Source organism: Providencia sp. PROV_01 (assembly GCF_053098325.1).
This window is the reverse complement of record NZ_JBRFKD010000002.1, coordinates 920,769-938,530: the sequence shown is the minus strand read 5'-3', so window position 1 is coordinate 938,530 and position 17,762 is coordinate 920,769. Positions and strand designations below refer to the sequence as shown.

Sequence of the window (17,762 nt, the reverse complement as noted above, 5' to 3'; positions counted from 1 at the left end):
ACAAGTTACTGTCTAAAGCACTTAAAAATCAATCTTTTTCTGGTTTAGTATACCATTTTACTGGCAATCAAAAGGGACTAATTTTTCTAATAGTAATGTATTAAATTGCTCTGAGAATGTTTTATTATGCTGAAATAGTTTAAAACCTTCATCTTTTCCACTGAAATAATGAAGTTCATTACCTTTAATTTGTAACCCACTTCCTTCCCTGAGCGCAACAACAACTTCATGAGGATTAATCACACAAAATTCTTGTAATCGCTCATCACGAGTTTCTCCCATATGACCAGAGATGTGAGCATCAATATAATGAGGATTAATTTGTAATGGGAATAGCCCTAAAGATGGCATAATTGCTGCGTTACTCACAGGCATATCATTCGTAGTACGAATACTTGGTGTCGCTACATTACATCCTGCGCTCCAGCCGATATATGGCACGCCACGTTCACGAACTGCGCGTTGAATCGCAACGATCAACCCATTCTCATGTAGGCATTTATTCAACCACCAAGTATTGCCGCCACTTACAAGAATGCATTCTGCCTGCTCAATCGCGTCCACTGGACTAGAAAAATGCTCAATTGATGTAACTTTTATTCCCAACGCTTCGGAAAGCTGCTCTGCTCTTTCGTCATGTGAGCCACGAAGAACTGCATAAGGAACCAAAACCGCTGACTTTATGTTCTTACGAGCAATCATTTCTTTGATTCGAGGTAAAGCGTAGCTTAGCCATACAGGGTTGCCTGGTAGCTTGCCGTTACTCAACAAAAAGATATCCATTATGTCTCCTACTGATTTGGTTTTTGCATTACAGTTATCATAAGACTATATTCGATTAATATAGACTGATGAATATCAATGATATGGTGCTGTTATTCATTAGTCACATTGTTATGTCGTAATTTGTTATCATAAACATAGTTTTGTCAGATGGAATTCAAAAAAATGGAAAAATGGTATTTGCTTTATTGCAAACGAGGCCAAATTGAACGCGCTATGGAGCATTTAAATCGACAGAATGTTGTTTGTATGACGCCCATGACTGAAATGGAAAAAGTGGTTAGAGGAAAAAGAACGACTGTGCAAGAAGCTCTGTTTCCAAATTACTTATTTGTGAAATTTGATCATAATGAAATTCATACGACAACAATCCAGTCAACGAGAGGGGTCAGCCATTTTATTCGTTTTGGCCAATTGCCGACGGAAGTCCCTGAAGAGATTATTGAACTCCTACAACAAACCCCTATTAGTTATTCTGTCGCGCCAGATATACCAAAGCATGGTGACCAAGTGACTATTACCGAAGGTATTTTTGCGGGGGTGCAAGCTATTTTTGCTGAACCTAATGGTGAGTACCGTTCTATTCTTTTGCTGAATATTTTAAATAAAAGCGTCCCCAAAGTAGTTGATAATACACAGTTTAAAAAAAATACAGATTAAGCATTGAAGTAATAAAAAAGCCCTTCTTAGAGGGCTTTTCATCATTCTGTATTGAATAACGATAGGTTAACGCAAATTAGGACTCTTCTTTTTCTTCTTCCTCTACGCCTTCTTGTCGATTTCTACCTTTGCCAACATAGAAATTGGATAGTAAAACACCGAGCTCAAAGAGCAAATACATAGGAACAGCAAGTAAAGTTTGAGAGAGAACATCAGGCGGCGTTAAAAACATCCCAACGATAAATGCCCCGACTAAAATATAAGGACGTTTACGTTTTAGGGCTTCAGGTGTAGTGACGCCTGTCCAACACAGTAAAATAATTGCAATAGGGACTTCAAATGCAGCACCAAAAGCCATGAATAATGTCATGACGAAACTAAGGTATTTACTGATATCTGGGATAAAGTTAACGCTATCTGGGGTTGTTTTAACAAAGAAACCAAATGCGAGCGGAAAAACAACGAAGTAGGCAAATGCCATTCCCAAATAAAACAAGAAACTACTTGAAACAAGCAAAGGCAACATGAGTTTACGTTCATGCTTGTATAAGGCAGGTGCAATGAAAGCCCATATTTGATAGAGAATAACTGGGATCGATACAAAAACCGAAACCATCATTGTCAATTTAATTGGGGTAAAGAATGTAGACGCCACATCCGTCGCACTCATTTGCGAACCTACTGGCAGCTTATCAATCAAAGGAGCTGCAACCAGCCGATAGATATCATTTGAAAAATAAGCAAGCGCAGCAAAAACAATTAAAACTGTAATTAAACAGTTGAGTAGCCGTTTACGAAGTTCAATGAGGTGGCTAATAAGTGGTTGTGTATCATTTACAGCCATGTGTTATTTTTCACTTTCAGTTTGATTAGAGTTTTTTACATTAGCATCGAGTGATTCTACTGTTTTCACAGCGGCTGAATCTTCCGGTTTCTGCTCCTCCTCAACAACTGCCGCCATTTTAGCTGCATGTTCAGGGTTTGGATCAGACTCTTCAGGTTGCTGAGTATTATCTTTCGCTTCCTTTACAGCACTATCGTAACTGTCAGTGATCTCTTTTGCTTTGTTTAACTCTGTTTCAATATCATTAGTTGTCGCTTGGTAATCGCTTTTAAGCGATTGTGCCGCTGTACGCAGTTCTTCCATAGACTGCTTAAGTTCCGGAGAAAGCGCTTCTAAATTAGCTTTTTCTTCCACCTTTTTCAGCGTTTCTTGTAGCTCCTGCAGCTTTAATTCTTGCGATAACTCGTTTTGTACATTTGCAGCCATAGAGCGCATCGCACGGATCCACCCAGCGACAGTTCTCACTGCCACTGGTAACCGCTCAGGGCCTAATACAACGAGACCAATAACTGCAACAAGCAACAGTTCACTAAAACCTATGTCAAACACGGTTTAACCCTGCTCTTTGTTTTTGCTCTCAACTGGGCTTTCTTTCTTTTCAGCAGCCTGTTGTTCAGTAATATTTTTAGGTGCGAAGTCAGCATCTTGCTTTTCTTGTTCTGCTTTTGCTTTTTCGTCATCATTCATTGCTTTTTTAAAGCCTTTGAGTGACTCCCCCAAATCCGAGCCTAAAGAACGCAATTTTTTGGTGCCGAAAATTAAAATAATAAGCAAAGCAATGATAATGAGTTGCCAAGGACTACCGAAAGCAGCCATTGCAATAGTTGATTCCATTGTTAATACCTCTATAGTTTTGGGATCAATTGTTGTTAGATCTATTATATACAACCAACACAAAATACGGAAATGTTCACAGCCTTATAAACTTGTCGCAAAACAAAGTTTACTTAATTTCCGCCAGTTTTACACCAACCAAACAACCAAGACAGTGCTCCTGCCACCATAAACACAATACCAAACGGGGTGAGATTCGAAATAAGGAACATACTCCCACAGAGAATAAATGTGGCACCTATACCTAAAAGGTACTGAGATTTACGTTGTTTATTACGCTGACTTTTCAGTTGTTGCGTTAGTTGGTCTATGTTTGATTGTAAGTACTTATGTTGCCGTAATGCACCATAAATTAAATCAGGAATTTCAGGCATTTTTTCTGCCCAATACGGTGCCTTTTCTTTTAATGCTTGAGTAATTGCAGGTATCCCTACTTGGCTATGAACCCAATCCTCAAGGAATGGTTTTGCTGTTTTCCAGAGATCAAGCTGCGGGTAAAGCTGCCGACCTAACCCTTCAACATACAATAATGTTTTTTGTAATAATACCAACTGTGGCTGAACTTCCATGTTGAAACGACGTGCTGTATTAAATAAATTCAATAACACTTGCCCAAATGAAATTTCAGCCAATGGTTTTTCAAAAATAGGTTCACATACCGTACGGATAGCAAACTCAAAGTCTTCCACATTCGTGTCTGAAGGAACCCAGCCTGAGTCAACGTGTAGTTCTGCTACTTTGCGGTAATCACGATTAAAAAACGCAATAAAGTTTTCTGCCAAATAACGTTTGTCTTCTTTGTTCAATGAACCGACTATTCCACAGTCTATCCCTATGTATTGAGGATCTTCTGGATGATCGTAGCTAACAAAGATATTTCCTGGATGCATATCTGCATGGAAAAAACTGTCGCGAAAAACTTGTGTAAAGAAGACTTTAACACCACGCTCTGCCAGCAGTTTCATATTGGTTCCTTGCGCTTTAAGCGCAGCAATATCAGAAACTGGGATCCCGTAGATACGCTCCATGACCATCACATTTTCACGACAATAATCTGGATAGACCTCTGGCACATACAGCATGGCGCTGTTTTCAAAATTACGACGAAGCTGAATGGCATTTGCTGATTCACGGAGCAAATTAAGCTCATCAATCAACGTTTTTTCGTATTCACGCACGACTTCTTTTGGTCTTAACCGCCGCCCATCTGGCAACAACGGAACCCAATTGGCAATGCGGTACATTAATTTAATGTCAGCTTTAATAATTGGCAGAATATCAGGGCGAATAACTTTGATGACAACATCTTTGCCATTTTCTTTTAACGTTGCGGTATGAACCTGAGCAATAGATGCAGAAGCTAAAGCTTGTTCATCAAAATCATCAAACCATTGTTCTAAAGGGCCTTCGAGGGATTCTTCAATATAGCTTCGTGCCAGTTTGCCATCAAAACTCGCCACTTTGTCTTGCAATAGCGAAAGTTGATCTGCGATTGCGGGTGGGAAAAGATCTCGACGAGTCGATAGCATTTGGCCAAATTTGATCCAAACCGGCCCGAGTTCTTGTAGGGCGAGACGAAGCCTTTCACCTAATGCTTTGTCTTTATGCTTATTTCTGATCCAAAAGAAACCTAAGCGACCAATTCTTAATGGTAACGTTAGTTTAATTTTGGGGATTAACTCATCTAATCCGTAAGAGAGAAAAACCCGAATAATGAAGTAAAGTCGTTTTATTTCACCGGGTGTCATGCTTCTCCTCCAACTGGCTTAACCGTTGCTCAAGCGCACTCATTGAATATTCCACTTGCTCAACCTCATCACTAAAATGAGCGAGTTCAAGCTGGCTAGGTGCCATTTTCCATTCTTCAACAATGGCGTCTTTGATATACGTTTTTTGCCGTTTTACTAAATGAGATGCAAGACAAACACCTTTATTCAGGAACTTACTAAGGCCCTCTGCTGCAACATCACCAATGTAAGGAGACAGATAATGAGCAGGGTTCCAAATAGCTAAGTCAAGCAAAGAAGACCAGTGCTGTACAATTTGCATATCCCCTTCAATCACGATATCACCACGATTGATAAGTTGAGATAATTGCTGTTTGTCTTTCAATTTAACGAGCGTGAAGATGGATGTTTTAATGGTACAGTCCGCAGGCTCAACCCACTGGCTTAACACATCAACATGATTTTCAGCAAAAACGAGCGTCAACGTTTTATTCAGTTCTTTAAGTTCAATTGCCATAACTTTGCCTGCCAAACGCATCCTAGCTGGCTGTAGAACTTTTTCTTTGAACAACATGTGGTTAAGAGAGGTTTCCATCAATGCTGTGATCAAAGAATACAAAACTGTATTTTGGTTTTCGGTATGTGTTGATGGTGCTTCCATCTTAGAATTTAAACCCTTTATGCAATGCGACAATTCCACCTGTCATATTGGTGTAGGAAACCTGTTCAAACCCTGCATTTTCCATCATACCTTTTAGTGTTTCTTGGTTTGGATGCATGCGGATTGATTCAGCTAAATAGCGATAGCTATCGGGATCATTAACGATCGCTTGACCAATACGAGGGAGTATATGGAATGAATAGGCATCATAAGCTTTATTCAGTGGCTCAATAACTGGTTTTGAGAACTCTAATACCAATAAACGCCCACCTGGCTTCAACACTCGGAACATAGAGCGTAGCGCTTTGTCTTTATCGGTGACATTACGCAGACCAAAAGAGATAGTAATGCAGTCAAAATAGTTATCAGGGAATGGCAGCTCTTCCGCATTGGCTTGCACGTAATTAACATTACCGACAATACCAAGATCACGTAATTTCTCACGCCCCATTTTTAGCATTGAATCATTAATGTCTGCGAGTATGACTTCGCCTTTTTCGCCCACTAAACGTGAAAATTTAGCGGTTAAGTCACCCGTTCCACCCGCAAGGTCAAGTACTCGCTGATTACGACGTACTCCGCTCGCCTCAATGGTAAAACGCTTCCAAATACGATGAATACCAAATGACATCAAATCATTCATTAAGTCATATTTTGATGCTACTGAGTGAAAAACATTCGCTACTAGGCCAGCTTTATCTTCTTTGCCGACAGTACGGAAACCGAAATCAATGGTTTCTTTAGTTGGTTCAGTCATTTCTCTTATGCCTGCTTATCATTCAAACTTTTGTAGGAAGTGTAACAGTCTTTGAGCCAAAACCCTATCAGAAGTCTAAGATTCCGCACAATTAGGCGTCTCAGACCGCTCAACCAATTGAGGCGGGATAGGTTGCTTAATTTCGACCCCTAGCTCTTTAAAACTTTCCGCCTGGCTAATTAAATTTCCACGCCCTTGAGCAAGACGCTTCATTGCCGATAGGTAAGTATTATTTGCTTTATCAAGACTGGTGCCTAAAACCTGCATATCATCTACAAACAAACGCAGCTTGTCATACATTTTTGCTGCTCTATTTGCTATCTCCTGAGCATTTTGCCCTTGGCGTTCATACCGCCAAATATTATTAATCGTTCTCACTGCGACTAGCAATGTTGAAGGACAAACTAACATAATATTCTGTTTAATTCCTTCATCAAGTAACTCGGGAGCTTCTTTCAAAGCCAGTAAATACGCAGGTTCAATAGGGATAAACATTAAAACGTAATCCAGTGAACGAATTCCCGGTAACTGGTGGTAATCTTTACGACTCAACATACGCATGTGATTACGGATAGATGCCACATGATTTTTTAACGCTTGTTGCTGTTCATGTGGATCTTCGCTATTGAAGTAATGTTCATAGGAAACCAGCGACATTTTTGCATCAACAACCACATCTTTCCCTTCTGGAAGATGAATAATCACATCCGGTTGATAGCGGCTATTATAGCTTGTATTGATACTAACTTGAGTTTCAAATTCACTTCCCTCACGTAAACCTGAGACTTCGAGGATCCGAGTAAGAATGGTTTCCCCCCAGTTCCCTTGAATTTTGTTATCCCCTTTCAGCGCTCGTGTCAGGTTAACGGCCTCTTTGGTCATTTGATTATTGAGCTGCTGTAATTGCCGAATTTCATAGGCTAAAGTGTGGCGCTCTTTGGCTTCCTCACCAAAACTTTGTTGAACTTGCTGACGAAAACCTTCTAATTGCTCGCGAAAAGGTGACAACATCGCCAATAGGCTTTTTTGTTGTTGCTCAGATGCACGACGCTCATTCTGTTCAAAAATACGGTTAGCTAAGTTTTCGAATTGTGCTGTCAGCCGTTGTTCACTATTTTGTAAAATACGCTGTTTTTCTTCGTTGGCTAGCTGGTTCTGTTCAAAACGAGTGATTACCTCGCGAAGCTCTGCTTCTTGTTCTCGGTTAATATCCCTTTGAGTACGCAGCTCTTGATCTAGCCTTTCGTATTCTTCTTTCCATTGCGCAAGGTGAATATTTTTTTCGTCACTTGCCGCAAGTTGGCGGTTGAGTTGTTGCAGTTCCTGATCTTTTTGCGTAATTTTTTGGGCAATAGAGAACCACGTTGCCAAGCCACCAACTAAAACGCCACTCAACGCACCAATAACAGCATATAAAAGAGAGGTATCCACGGTTAAATCCTTACTTTACAAAGTCTAGTGTAAGGTAATGGGATACTGTATAAGTGTCCAGAGGTAATTTAGCCATTGAAGAAAATTTTGCGAAGCGCTTCGCAAGCTTAGCCTATCCAGCTCGCAAACCATTTCAAGCCTAATGCCCCAGGCGCTAGAATACCAAATGCCCAAATCATCGCAGAAGCGATATTAGCGAGTTGGAAATGCCGTTGTGGCATGGCGCAAATCCCTGCAACCAAGGGAACAATGGCTCGCAAAGGCCCGAAGAAGCGCCCAAAGAAAATGCCCCAAATACCCCATCGGTCAAAGAAACGCTGCCCTTTATCAATCATTTGCGGGTTACGAGAAATCGGCCACATATGGCGTACATTTTCTTTGTAATGATAACCAAACCAATAAGAAAGCCAGTCCCCAAAGAAAGCACCAAGTGCTGCTGCTAACCATATTGGCCAGAAAGTAATATTACTTTCACCAATCAAAGCACCGAGCGCAAGTAAAATAACCGTTGCAGGTAACAGAAGCGACAAAAATGCCAGAGATTCCCCAAAAGCCAGAAAGAAAATAATAGGAAGCGCCCATACTTCATGTTCGCGTGTAAAGTCCGTCACTATGGTGACAATTTCATTGAGTGTCACGGTCAGTTCCTTTCATTAGGGGATAATCAGAATACTGTAACGAAAAAGTGGTAAATCAAAGTTAAACAAAGCAAAAACACCTTTGGGAAAACCGAGTTGTGGATAAAGAAAAACGGATTATCCGACAACTCATATTCCAATTAGAGCAACTTAGTCCAGAAACTGGCTTTGCAGTACTTCTCGTTGCTGCCTTCCTAAACCAAAATCTTTTTCTAGCCATTGGTCAACATTGCCATACTGGCTTTCAATACTGTTTAGTGCTGTTCTCAAGAAGTCTTCACGTACCGAATAGACATACTCAAATTTTTTCACGATGCTTTCGTCCATCGTTTTTGCATGCTCTTCAAGTAAGTGTTTGCGGTAAGGTGCAAGTGTTTCATTAGTCAGTAAGTAATCTTCCATTACGGTGTCTAAATCTGCACCTAAAGCAAATAACACCAATGCGGACCCGACGCCCGTACGGTCTTTTCCTACAGCACAGTGTTGTACTATGCCACCTTTTTCTGGTTGTTTGAGTAAATTGACCAATTGATGATAAGCGGGGTTGTTCAGTGGTAACAATTCATATAAACGAAACATAAAGGCTTGCGGATCAAATTGTTCCAATATCTCTGGCGTTAATTTATCTAAATTTGCGGTGACTTCTTTGGCTAACGGATTTGCTGGCGCATGCACATAATGCGCTCCTTGCCAAATGACATCAGGCTTATCTAAGATTTCAGCTTCATCACGATAGTCAATGATTTGGAAAAGATTTTGTGAACGCAAAACCGCTTCGTCTTCCTGTGTTAATCGGTCTAACGCACCGGAACGAAACAGGACACCGGGCTTAATTTTGCCACCGTTAGCAAGTTTTTTACCACCGAGATCACGAAAGTTAATACCGCCCTTCAAAGGCAGAACAGAAGGATGAAGATAAGGTGTTGTTGACATAATAATTCCTTTTCGCCCTATAGCTTTCATTCCAGTTAGCCATAAAATAAACGTAACCTGAATAATTTAAGGGCACATAATATTGATAATTGTTTTTATGACAATAACAGATCTAGCAAATAAGAGGATCAGAATATTTCCTGTAAATTGATTAGTAATTGCCAAATCTATCGAGGAAATAAAGAGAAATGAAAAGTGGATAAAGGGACTAAGCCCGCTTACTTTTTGTCCACAACCGAGTGAAAGTCAAGTAAACGGGCCAGTAAATCAGGGACTACAGTAAGCGGCGAGCAGCTTCAACCACAATACTTAATACGTTACCTTCCGTTTTCTTCAGTAACGCTTCATTTGGAATTTCTTGTTGGGTACGATTCACGATAACACCCGCAACCATACCAGCACGTAACCCTTTACTACTAGAACACATAGTCAGCAATGTGGCTGATTCCATTTCATAGTTCATTACGCCCATGTCTTGCCACTCTTTCATCGAACCTCTGAAATGACGCATCACACGGCCAGTATAGGTATCATAACGCTCTTGACCTGGGTAGAAGGTATCAGATGATGCAGTAACACCAACATGAACGGTCGCACCTGCATCTTTCGCTGCGGCATAAAGCGCATTAGTACAGTCAAAATCAGCAACAGCTGGGTATTCTAATGGTGCGAAGTGTTGGCTAGCACCGTCTAGGCGCACTGCCCCAGTTGTCACCAGAACATCACCGACATTGATATCTTCTTGGATTGCACCTGTTGTACCAATACGTAAGAAAGTACGGATACCAAGCTGTGCAAGTTCTTCAACTGCAATTGACGTTGATGGACCACCGATACCGGTTGAACAAACAATGACAGCTTTTCCGTCAAGCTCACCACGCCAAGAGGTGTATTCACGTAATGACGCAAGGTGTACAGGGTTATCCATCAGACGTGCAATTTTTTCAACACGGTTAGGATCCCCAGGAACAATCGCTACGGTCGCACCCTGTAAGTCACTTTTCTTTAAACCTAAGTGGAAAACGTCAGACATTTCAAACTCCTTTACACAATGGCATCATTAAATCAGTCAATACTGATTAATCGTTATTTGTAATATAGCGAGAAAACGATATTTTTTTAGTGATGAATATCACTTTTAATGAAAGCAATAAAGGATTGATTTCATTGTTTAGTGACTTGAATCACATAAATTCATGAATTTTATTTCTCTTTGAATTCCATTGCCATCAGTATAGATGAAAGTTTGGCATAACGACAAAAGCGCCCCTAATTGCTGGGCGCTTTGATTATTTGGCAGAACTAAAACTGATAACGCTATGTTAGAGAATCACATCAAGAACGAGGACACCAACTAGGCCTATCGCCCACGCAATGGTGGTCGGAATAGACCAAACAATCATTTGTTGTTTAACGTCCTTAATTCCCATCATTCTGTTCACCACCCAATACAGGCTGTCGTTGAAGTAACCGAAGAACAGAGACCCCATGGTTGCCGCTTGCGCCGCGACCAATAAGTTAATATCCGGTATTTGGCTAATGATTGGCGCAGAAATAGATGCTGCGGTAATCATTGCTACCGTACCTGAACCTTGAATCAAACGAACCAATGTCGCGATGATAAACGGAATCAATACTGGTGTAATCGGCAGATTTGCAACATGTTCAGCAAGAATATTTCCTGTGCCACTATCACGCAGTACCGCACCTAATGCACCACCCGCTCCCGTAACTAGCAGGATAATACCCGCTGCTTGTAAGCCTTCTTCCATACGGTCGATGACTTCTTCTTTTGTTGCTTTTGGCATTAATGTGTAAACAGAGATCAACACACTAATTGATAATGCAATAATTGGTGCGCCTAAGAATTCAAATGTTTGGAAATACCAATTACTTTCCATACCTTGGAAAGATTCTGTTTTGAGAATTAATCCATTGATAGCATTGATAAAAATTAACAAAATAGGTGTGATAATCGGTAAAAGCGATAAGAACAGGCTTGGTAATGGCTTATTCGCTTTTTCTTCCATATAACGAGCGTGAACTTCTTTCAGGTCTTCACTGCCCGTTTCATCTGGCATAAATTCAGGGTACTTAGTCCCTAACCATTTTGCGTAAAACACAATACCGATAACACAAGGGATAGCCAGGCTCATACCCGCTAGGATCATGGCGCCAACATCGACACCAAAAATCCCTGCCACGCCTAAAGGCCCTGGTGTTGGTGGAACGGTATGGTGTGTCACCACTAGCCCACCAGCGAGTGCAACGCCTAAAGTTAGTATGCTACGTTTACCATTTTTGGCTAATGCTTTTGCCAATGGGTATAAAATCACAAAAGCAGAGTCAACGAAGATAGGAATACTAACAATATAACCCGTAATCGCTAACGCCCATTCTTCACGCTTTTTACCTAACCATTTGATAAAGCTATAAGCGATTTGTTCAGCAGCACCTGAAACTTCCAGCACCCTTCCCATCATTACCCCGAGTCCGATAACGATACCGATGCTACCGAGTGTTGACCCAAAGCCTTTTGTAATGACTGTCACTGTCTCTGCGGCAGTCAAACCACCAGATACACCAGCGATTGCCGCAGCAATTAGCATAGCTAATAACGCATGAACACGCGTTCGTAATACTAAAAAGATCAGGACAAATATGGCCACTGCGAGGCCAATAACAGGAATATAGGACATAGGCTATCTCCTACTTAGACGAGCCGTGGTGAGTGATAAACGAACGGATCGCATCACCAAACGAGCCATCTGCACGGAAACCGAGATCCAATGCACGGCTAATATCAAATTTACCCGGCCAGCTCGCCACAATGCGGTTAATAGCTTCATCTGGTTCAAAACGAATAAGATCCACCGCTTCTTTGCCTGCAACATCACGCAGGGCATCAATCATGCCTTGAACAGTAACCGTAATACCTGGTAGGTTCACAGTGCGAGATTTACCGAATTTCTCAGCAGGGATACTGACCGCATGAATAAAGTTGTTAATCACGGTTTCAGGGCTAGATAACCATAGCGCAAGGTCAGGGGAGACAGGGCAAACACTTTCAACCCCATTTAATGGCTCACGAATAATGCCACTTGCGAATGAAGACGCCGCTTTATTGGGTACACCAGGACGAATACTAATGGTGGGTAAACGCATCACACGGCCATCAACAAAGCCTTTACGTGAATAGTCATTGACCATCAGTTCACACATCGCTTTTTGAGCGCCATAGGATGACTGTGGGTTAACGACACACAAGTCTGTGATGACATCCGGTAGCTCACCACCAAACACGGCAAGAGAACTGGTGAACATAAATTTGATTGCTGGGTTCTTGGCTCGAGCGACTTCCAATAATTGGCGAGTAGCTTCGAAGTTAACCTTCATACCCAAGTCAAAGTCACTTTCAGCGTGACTACTTACGATAGCGGCAAGGTGGAAAACCACATCGGTTTGTGCATCGATCAGTTTATCAGCCGCGCCTGCTTGCGTTAAATCTAACGCAACGCAACTGACTCTGGCATCTTCAACCGGTGATGTAGGGCATTGAATATCGGCTAAAACAAGGTGGTCAAATTTTAAACCCTGGCTATTTTTAAGCAAAGCAGCGGCTAGCTGCTGGCCCAGAAAGCCTGCGCCACCAGTAATAATAACTTTCATTGTAATTCTCCTTGCTATAGCCTTTTAGCTGGCTATGCAGTTTTAGGTAAGATTATTTATGTTTTATGTCTTGATTAAATGAAGTTTTATGTTTTGTTCTGTTATCCGCTGCACCACATCAGCTGGCAACTGGTCATCGCAAATGATGTCGTGCAATTGATTCAATGGGCAAACACGAAACATGCCATATTTGCCGAATTTGCTACTGTCTGAAACCAGTACACAGCGACGGGCAACATCCAATAGCGTTTGTTTTATCTGAACTTTTTCTTCATGTGGGGTAGAAACCCCGTGCTGTAAATCCCATGAGCTAGTGCTGATAAAAGCAATATCAACATTGAGTGTTTTCAGCATCATCGCAGCCGTATTTCCTACACTAGAATGGTTACGTTTATCCACCAATCCCCCGGTGTGGTATAGGTTTAGCTGCGACTTATTCATTAAGTACTGCATAATCGAAAAATCATTAGTGACAATCGTTAAATTAAAACGCTCACCGAGTACGCGCGCTATCTCAAAAGTGGTGGTTCCTGCATCGAGATACACCACTTGCCCATCTTCAACTAATGAGCTGGCAAACTGACCAATTTCACGCTTATGGCGATGATGCAACCGCGCCTTTTCACTCCAAGGTAGCTCTTGGCGCAACACATCATTTAACTTAACGCCACCACTGATACTGAGTACCTTCCCTTCTTCTTCTAACATCCGAATATCACGTCGCACTGTCATATGAGAAACATTCATTAGCTCAACCAAATCACTGATCGATACGGTTTGATGTTCATGCACGTAACGGTAAATAAAATCACGACGCTCAGAAGGGAGCATAGGTTCTCCTAATTATGAATTTGCTTGTTTAAGCCAGCCTAATCCATCTTCGGTGCGGCCTGCAGGATGGTATTCACATCCTAACCAACCCTCATAACCCATTTCATCCAACTGCTTAAAAATCCATGGGTAATTGACTTCACCGCTATCCGGTTCATGACGATATGGGACTGACGCTATCTGAATGTGACTAAATTTACCCCATAAACGCTCAATTGTTTTCAATAAATCACCTTCCATAATTTGGCAGTGATATAAATCCAACTGGATAAATACATTTTCACGATTAATTTCAGGTAGTAATGCTTCCGCTTGTTTTTGCGTCGTCAAAAAATATCCAGGCATATCGCGGGTATTGATGGGTTCGATAAGCACACGAATACCGTGCTCAGCCATCACATCTGCCGCATATTGAATATTTTTGATATAGCACGCAGTTTGCTGTTCAAGTGTATAATTTTCATTCACTTTCCCCGCCATCGCATGAACTTGTTTACAGCCTAATGCTTTTGCGTATTTCAATGCAGTTTGTACGCCCTCGGCAAATTGGCTCTCACGACCCGGGAGCGAAGCCATACCACGCTCTCCCTGAGCCCAATTTCCCGCAGGCATATTAAACAGGGCCTGTGTTAAATGGTGTTTGCTCAGTTCACCCGCAATGACATTGGCATCTTCTTCATAAGGGAAGAGATATTCAACACCGTTAAACCCCGCATTCGCAGCACGTTCAAAGCGCTGTATAAAAGGCACTTCGGTAAACATCATGCTTAAATTTGCAGCAAATTTAGCCATTTTCGCCTCGCTACTTTTGTGGATAACGACTTTCGAGCTGTTCAACTTGCTCTTGCGTTAATGTTGTAAAGCCATGTGGGCGTAATGTGATATATAAACGAGCGGTATCTTCTAACTCTTCTGCATTGAAGAACGCTTGTCTTAACGTTTTGCCACCCACGACCGGACCATGATTCGACAGCAATACCGCATTATGTGTCGGTGCTAATTTTGCAATTTCCTCACCAATTCGGTCATCCCCCGGTGGCAAGTATTCAATCAATGGCAGTTTCCCCACTCGCATCACATAATAAGGTGTGATTGGAGGTAAACAATTTTTTGTATCTAACCCCGGCAAGCAAGACAACGCCGTTAACCAAGGTGAGTGAAGATGAACAACCGCTTGGCAATCAGGGCGTTGCAAATACATCGCCATATGCATAGAAACTTCTTTTGTCGGTTTATCTCCCCCAATCCAATTTCCTTGTGCATCGAGTTTACTCAGTTTGCTAGGGTCTAAATCACCAAAACTGGAATTTGTCGGTGTCACAATAATCGAACCATCAGGTAACCGAGCACTAATATTTCCTGCACCACCGCTGCTGTAACCACGGTTAAACATTGATTTAGCCCAATCGACTAACTCTTGGCGCAGCACCTTTTCATCACTCATTAAACATCTCCTGTGCAAACTGGAAGAAATTTTCTTGGCCGAAATTACCTGATTTCAACGCTAACCAGTTACCGCTTGCTAAGTCCTGTACCCATGGCACACCTGGGGCGATTGGTGAGCCAATACTTAATTGTTCTGTCCCAAGGCTTTGAACCACTTTTCCGGAGGTTTCACCACCCGCAATAATAAAGGTGTCATACCCTTTCGCTTGCAACAGCGCGACGACCTCACCAAATACCTTCTCGACCGCGAAACTCGACTCCGCAGCACCGTATTTCTCTTGTGTTTTTTTCAGTAATTCAGGTGATTGAGTGGCATAAAGCATTGGCGCCAAACCCGTTAGTTGCTGTGCTTGCACCCAATCTGCCAATGTTTTGGCATACTCAGGGTTATTTAAACACTCACCCACATCCAACATTTTTACAGGAGCAACTTGCTGATAAGCCTGAACTTGTTTGTTAGTCATTACCGAGCAACTTCCCGATAAAACAACTGTTTTCCTGTTTTTCCCTGTTGGCTTTTCACCTCGTTGCGTTGTACCGCCCCATGGACATTGGCTATCCACATTGGCCAGTGCAGCACCGAGACCGGAACCCCCTGTCAACAATGGCATCGCTTTAACCGCTTGTGCGATAGGGAGCAAATCATCCATTGTTAAGCTATCAACAACCGCGTAACTCACACCTTGTTGGGCTAACTCGGTCAGTTTTTGGCTAACAACCTCACTGCCTTTTTGAATATCTTCAAGTTTGATTAGACCGGCTTGACCTTTTGATTGTTTTTCCATCACACGCAATAAATTTGCGTCGGTCATTGGCGTTACAGGATGGTGCTGCATGCCACTTTCATTAAGTAGCTGGCCATTCACAAATAAATGTCCATGAATCACCGTTCTACCGTTAACGGGTAGCGCGGGGCAAACTAATGCTAAGTTTGTACCCAGTTGCGCCATTAATGCATCCGTAACGGGGCCAATATTGCCTTTTTCGGTTGAATCAAACGTCGAACAATATTTAAAGAAAATTTGCTGGCAATGCGCTTTTTGTTTCAGCCAATTACCTGCATTGGTCGATGCACTGACGGCTTCATCGACAGGACAAGAGCGGCTTTTTAAACTAATCACTATCGCATCAACATCTTGTGGTACTGGTGTGCTCTCATTGGGTTCATTCAATAACTGAACAACCTTCCAACCGTTTTGCACCATAAAGCCTGCAATATCTGTCGCACCGGTAAAATCATCTGCTATTACGCCTAACTTCACTGTCATGCTTTTTTCTCCGGTAAAGTAATACCTTTAAATGTTTTAATCACCGCGCTGTCATCCTGTTGACCAAAGCCTTCATTGCTCGCTGAAATAAACATTTGATGAGCTGTTGAAGCAAGTGGTAATGGGAAATTTAGTGCTTTTCCAGTTTCCATCACTAGCCCTAAGTCTTTGACAAAAATATCTACTGAGGATTTTGGCGTATAATCACCGTCTAAGACATGTTGCATACGGTTTTCAAACATCCATGAATTTCCAGCTGCATGAGTGACAATGTCGTACATCACGTCAAGCTCAATACCCGCTTTGGCGGCTAAAGCCATACTTTCTGCCGCAACAGCAATGTGTACCCCAGCTAATAACTGGTGAATCGTTTTGACGGTTGAACCTAAGCCAACTTCATTCCCTACTCGATACAAGCGCTCAGAAATAGCGTTAAATACGGGTGAAAGCTGCTCAAATAGAGCTGGTTCACCTGAAGCCATGATGGTCAACTTCCCTTCAGCGGCTTTAATTGAGCCACCTGAAATAGGCGCATCTACAAGGGGTAATTGATATACAGCAAGTCGCTGAGCGATATTTTTAGTTTGTTCCGCAGCCAAGGTACTGTGCAGCACAATAACTGTGCCGGGGCGTAATTGTTCAACTAAAGGCTGTTCACCCGAAAACAAAATGGCTTCAACTTGACGACCATTAACCACTACCAGCAACAAAGCATCAATTTCATGGGCAAATTCCGCTGCATTTTGCCCCACTGCAATTGCTCCTGCATTAAATAGGCTTTTGCATGCATCTTGGTTTAAATCAAATCCATAGGTGGGAATGTTATTTTTTATAAGAGATTGTGCGATCCCCATTCCCATAGAACCTAGGCCAATCACGCCAATTTTATTAACGAAATTTCCCATAATGACCCCTGATGTTGTTAATCTTCGTGACTGTTGTGAATTTTCACACAATAAAATTCACAAACACATGACTAACATCACATTTGAGATAATATAAAAAACCAACAAATAAAGCATAATTAGTTGAATTAAAACAAAATAAAAAACACCGCACCTCAAACACACTTTCACAGGATAATGTGATAAAAAATGTGATGCACATTATGTTTATTCACGTTTAATTCACAAATGCCAAACCGTGGTTTTTTTACTGGGCTATATTCAATGCATCATTTCTATTGACCTAAAACTTAAATTGCTGAAAATAGCCGACTACAATTTTTTGAATAATGCTCCATACTATGAATGAGAGCATAAATTGGCAGATTGCCTAGG

19 protein-coding genes are annotated in these 17,762 nt (G+C 41.7%); 1 reads left to right on the top strand and 18 read right to left on the bottom strand.

Features of this window, described 5'->3' with window-relative positions:
- Positions 1-57: 57 nt before the first annotated feature.
- Complete coding sequence (pepE, locus tag ACU696_RS04910) at positions 58-783, bottom strand: dipeptidase PepE (RefSeq protein ID WP_109912570.1); 726 nt, start codon at positions 781-783, stop codon at positions 58-60.
- A 165-nt stretch (positions 784-948) separates the two neighbouring features.
- Here pepE and rfaH point away from each other — a divergent pair, with 165 nt between their 5' ends.
- Complete coding sequence (gene rfaH, locus ACU696_RS04905) at positions 949-1,443, top strand: transcription/translation regulatory transformer protein RfaH (RefSeq protein WP_004914877.1); 495 nt, start codon at positions 949-951, stop codon at positions 1,441-1,443.
- Between the two features lie 76 nt (positions 1,444-1,519).
- Here rfaH and tatC read toward each other — a convergent pair whose 3' ends face one another.
- The 17 genes from tatC to ltnD form a co-directional block, all read right to left on the bottom strand.
- On the bottom strand, positions 1,520-2,287 hold the full coding sequence (tatC, locus tag ACU696_RS04900) for a Sec-independent protein translocase subunit TatC (RefSeq protein ID WP_109912571.1): 768 nt from the start codon (positions 2,285-2,287) through the stop codon (positions 1,520-1,522).
- 3 nt (positions 2,288-2,290) lie between these two features.
- Positions 2,291-2,836 (bottom strand): Sec-independent protein translocase protein TatB, encoded by a 546-nt coding sequence (gene tatB, locus ACU696_RS04895; protein WP_004914882.1) that lies wholly within the window; start codon positions 2,834-2,836, stop codon positions 2,291-2,293.
- Positions 2,837-2,839: 3 nt separating this feature from the next.
- Positions 2,840-3,121 carry a twin-arginine translocase TatA/TatE family subunit gene (gene tatA / locus ACU696_RS04890; protein ID WP_004260812.1) on the bottom strand — a complete coding sequence of 94 codons (282 nt, stop codon included), beginning with the start codon at positions 3,119-3,121 and terminating at the stop codon, positions 2,840-2,842.
- A 113-nt stretch (positions 3,122-3,234) separates the two neighbouring features.
- Positions 3,235-4,869, bottom strand: a complete 1,635-nt coding sequence (ubiB, locus tag ACU696_RS04885) for a ubiquinone biosynthesis regulatory protein kinase UbiB (protein WP_004914885.1) — start codon at positions 4,867-4,869, stop codon at positions 3,235-3,237.
- Positions 4,856-5,509 (bottom strand): ubiquinone biosynthesis accessory factor UbiJ, encoded by a 654-nt coding sequence (locus ACU696_RS04880; protein WP_004914888.1) that lies wholly within the window; start codon positions 5,507-5,509, stop codon positions 4,856-4,858. The genes ubiB and ACU696_RS04880 overlap by 14 nt, the downstream gene beginning before the upstream one ends.
- 1 nt (position 5,510) lies before the next feature.
- On the bottom strand, positions 5,511-6,266 hold the full coding sequence (gene ubiE / locus ACU696_RS04875; protein WP_047756010.1) for a bifunctional demethylmenaquinone methyltransferase/2-methoxy-6-polyprenyl-1,4-benzoquinol methylase UbiE: 756 nt from the start codon (positions 6,264-6,266) through the stop codon (positions 5,511-5,513).
- A 75-nt stretch (positions 6,267-6,341) separates the two neighbouring features.
- Positions 6,342-7,697: a DNA recombination protein RmuC gene (gene rmuC, locus ACU696_RS04870; RefSeq protein ID WP_109912573.1), complete on the bottom strand. Its 1,356-nt coding sequence runs from the start codon at positions 7,695-7,697 to the stop codon at positions 6,342-6,344.
- A gap of 107 nt (positions 7,698-7,804) precedes the next feature.
- Positions 7,805-8,335 (bottom strand): DedA family protein, encoded by a 531-nt coding sequence (locus ACU696_RS04865; protein WP_004914898.1) that lies wholly within the window; start codon positions 8,333-8,335, stop codon positions 7,805-7,807.
- Positions 8,336-8,485: 150 nt separating this feature from the next.
- Positions 8,486-9,268: a tyrosine-protein phosphatase gene (locus tag ACU696_RS04860; RefSeq protein WP_109912574.1), complete on the bottom strand. Its 783-nt coding sequence runs from the start codon at positions 9,266-9,268 to the stop codon at positions 8,486-8,488.
- Between the two features lie 274 nt (positions 9,269-9,542).
- Complete coding sequence (udp, locus tag ACU696_RS04855) at positions 9,543-10,301, bottom strand: uridine phosphorylase (RefSeq protein ID WP_004914901.1); 759 nt, start codon at positions 10,299-10,301, stop codon at positions 9,543-9,545.
- Positions 10,302-10,590: 289 nt separating this feature from the next.
- The gene (locus ACU696_RS04850) at positions 10,591-11,967 is read right to left on the bottom strand and encodes a GntP family permease (protein WP_004914902.1); all 1,377 of its coding nucleotides are present in this window, start codon (positions 11,965-11,967) and stop codon (positions 10,591-10,593) included.
- 10 nt (positions 11,968-11,977) lie between these two features.
- The gene (denD, locus tag ACU696_RS04845) at positions 11,978-12,937 is read right to left on the bottom strand and encodes a D-erythronate dehydrogenase (RefSeq protein ID WP_196724066.1); all 960 of its coding nucleotides are present in this window, start codon (positions 12,935-12,937) and stop codon (positions 11,978-11,980) included.
- Between the two features lie 63 nt (positions 12,938-13,000).
- Positions 13,001-13,768: a DeoR/GlpR family DNA-binding transcription regulator gene (locus ACU696_RS04840; RefSeq protein WP_004914906.1), complete on the bottom strand. Its 768-nt coding sequence runs from the start codon at positions 13,766-13,768 to the stop codon at positions 13,001-13,003.
- A gap of 12 nt (positions 13,769-13,780) precedes the next feature.
- Positions 13,781-14,560, bottom strand: a complete 780-nt coding sequence (gene otnI / locus ACU696_RS04835) for a 2-oxo-tetronate isomerase (RefSeq protein ID WP_004914909.1) — start codon at positions 14,558-14,560, stop codon at positions 13,781-13,783.
- Positions 14,561-14,570: 10 nt separating this feature from the next.
- Positions 14,571-15,212 (bottom strand): 3-oxo-tetronate 4-phosphate decarboxylase, encoded by a 642-nt coding sequence (gene otnC, locus ACU696_RS04830; RefSeq protein WP_209102675.1) that lies wholly within the window; start codon positions 15,210-15,212, stop codon positions 14,571-14,573.
- The gene (otnK, locus tag ACU696_RS04825) at positions 15,205-16,482 is read right to left on the bottom strand and encodes a 3-oxo-tetronate kinase (RefSeq protein WP_110731420.1); all 1,278 of its coding nucleotides are present in this window, start codon (positions 16,480-16,482) and stop codon (positions 15,205-15,207) included. Before otnK ends, otnC begins: the two co-directional genes overlap by 8 nt.
- The gene (ltnD, locus tag ACU696_RS04820) at positions 16,479-17,387 is read right to left on the bottom strand and encodes an L-threonate dehydrogenase (RefSeq protein ID WP_004914916.1); all 909 of its coding nucleotides are present in this window, start codon (positions 17,385-17,387) and stop codon (positions 16,479-16,481) included. Before ltnD ends, otnK begins: the two co-directional genes overlap by 4 nt.
- Positions 17,388-17,762: the final 375 nt, after the last annotated feature.

Coding starts and splice junctions, on each gene's coding strand:
- pepE (WP_109912570.1), bottom strand. CDS start 783: ATGGATATCTTTTTGTTGAGTAACGGCAAGCTACCAGGCAACCCTGTA.
- rfaH (WP_004914877.1), top strand. CDS start 949: ATGGAAAAATGGTATTTGCTTTATTGCAAACGAGGCCAAATTGAACGC.
- tatC (WP_109912571.1), bottom strand. CDS start 2,287: ATGGCTGTAAATGATACACAACCACTTATTAGCCACCTCATTGAACTT.
- tatA (WP_004260812.1), bottom strand. CDS start 3,121: ATGGAATCAACTATTGCAATGGCTGCTTTCGGTAGTCCTTGGCAACTC.
- ubiB (WP_004914885.1), bottom strand. CDS start 4,869: ATGACACCCGGTGAAATAAAACGACTTTACTTCATTATTCGGGTTTTT.
- ACU696_RS04880 (WP_004914888.1), bottom strand. CDS start 5,509: ATGGAAGCACCATCAACACATACCGAAAACCAAAATACAGTTTTGTAT.
- ubiE (WP_047756010.1), bottom strand. CDS start 6,266: ATGACTGAACCAACTAAAGAAACCATTGATTTCGGTTTCCGTACTGTC.
- ACU696_RS04860 (WP_109912574.1), bottom strand. CDS start 9,268: ATGTCAACAACACCTTATCTTCATCCTTCTGTTCTGCCTTTGAAGGGC.
- udp (WP_004914901.1), bottom strand. CDS start 10,301: ATGTCTGACGTTTTCCACTTAGGTTTAAAGAAAAGTGACTTACAGGGT.
- ACU696_RS04850 (WP_004914902.1), bottom strand. CDS start 11,967: ATGTCCTATATTCCTGTTATTGGCCTCGCAGTGGCCATATTTGTCCTG.
- denD (WP_196724066.1), bottom strand. CDS start 12,937: ATGAAAGTTATTATTACTGGTGGCGCAGGCTTTCTGGGCCAGCAGCTA.
- ACU696_RS04840 (WP_004914906.1), bottom strand. CDS start 13,768: ATGCTCCCTTCTGAGCGTCGTGATTTTATTTACCGTTACGTGCATGAA.
- otnI (WP_004914909.1), bottom strand. CDS start 14,560: ATGGCTAAATTTGCTGCAAATTTAAGCATGATGTTTACCGAAGTGCCT.
- otnC (WP_209102675.1), bottom strand. CDS start 15,212: ATGAGTGATGAAAAGGTGCTGCGCCAAGAGTTAGTCGATTGGGCTAAA.
- otnK (WP_110731420.1), bottom strand. CDS start 16,482: ATGACAGTGAAGTTAGGCGTAATAGCAGATGATTTTACCGGTGCGACA.
- ltnD (WP_004914916.1), bottom strand. CDS start 17,387: ATGGGAAATTTCGTTAATAAAATTGGCGTGATTGGCCTAGGTTCTATG.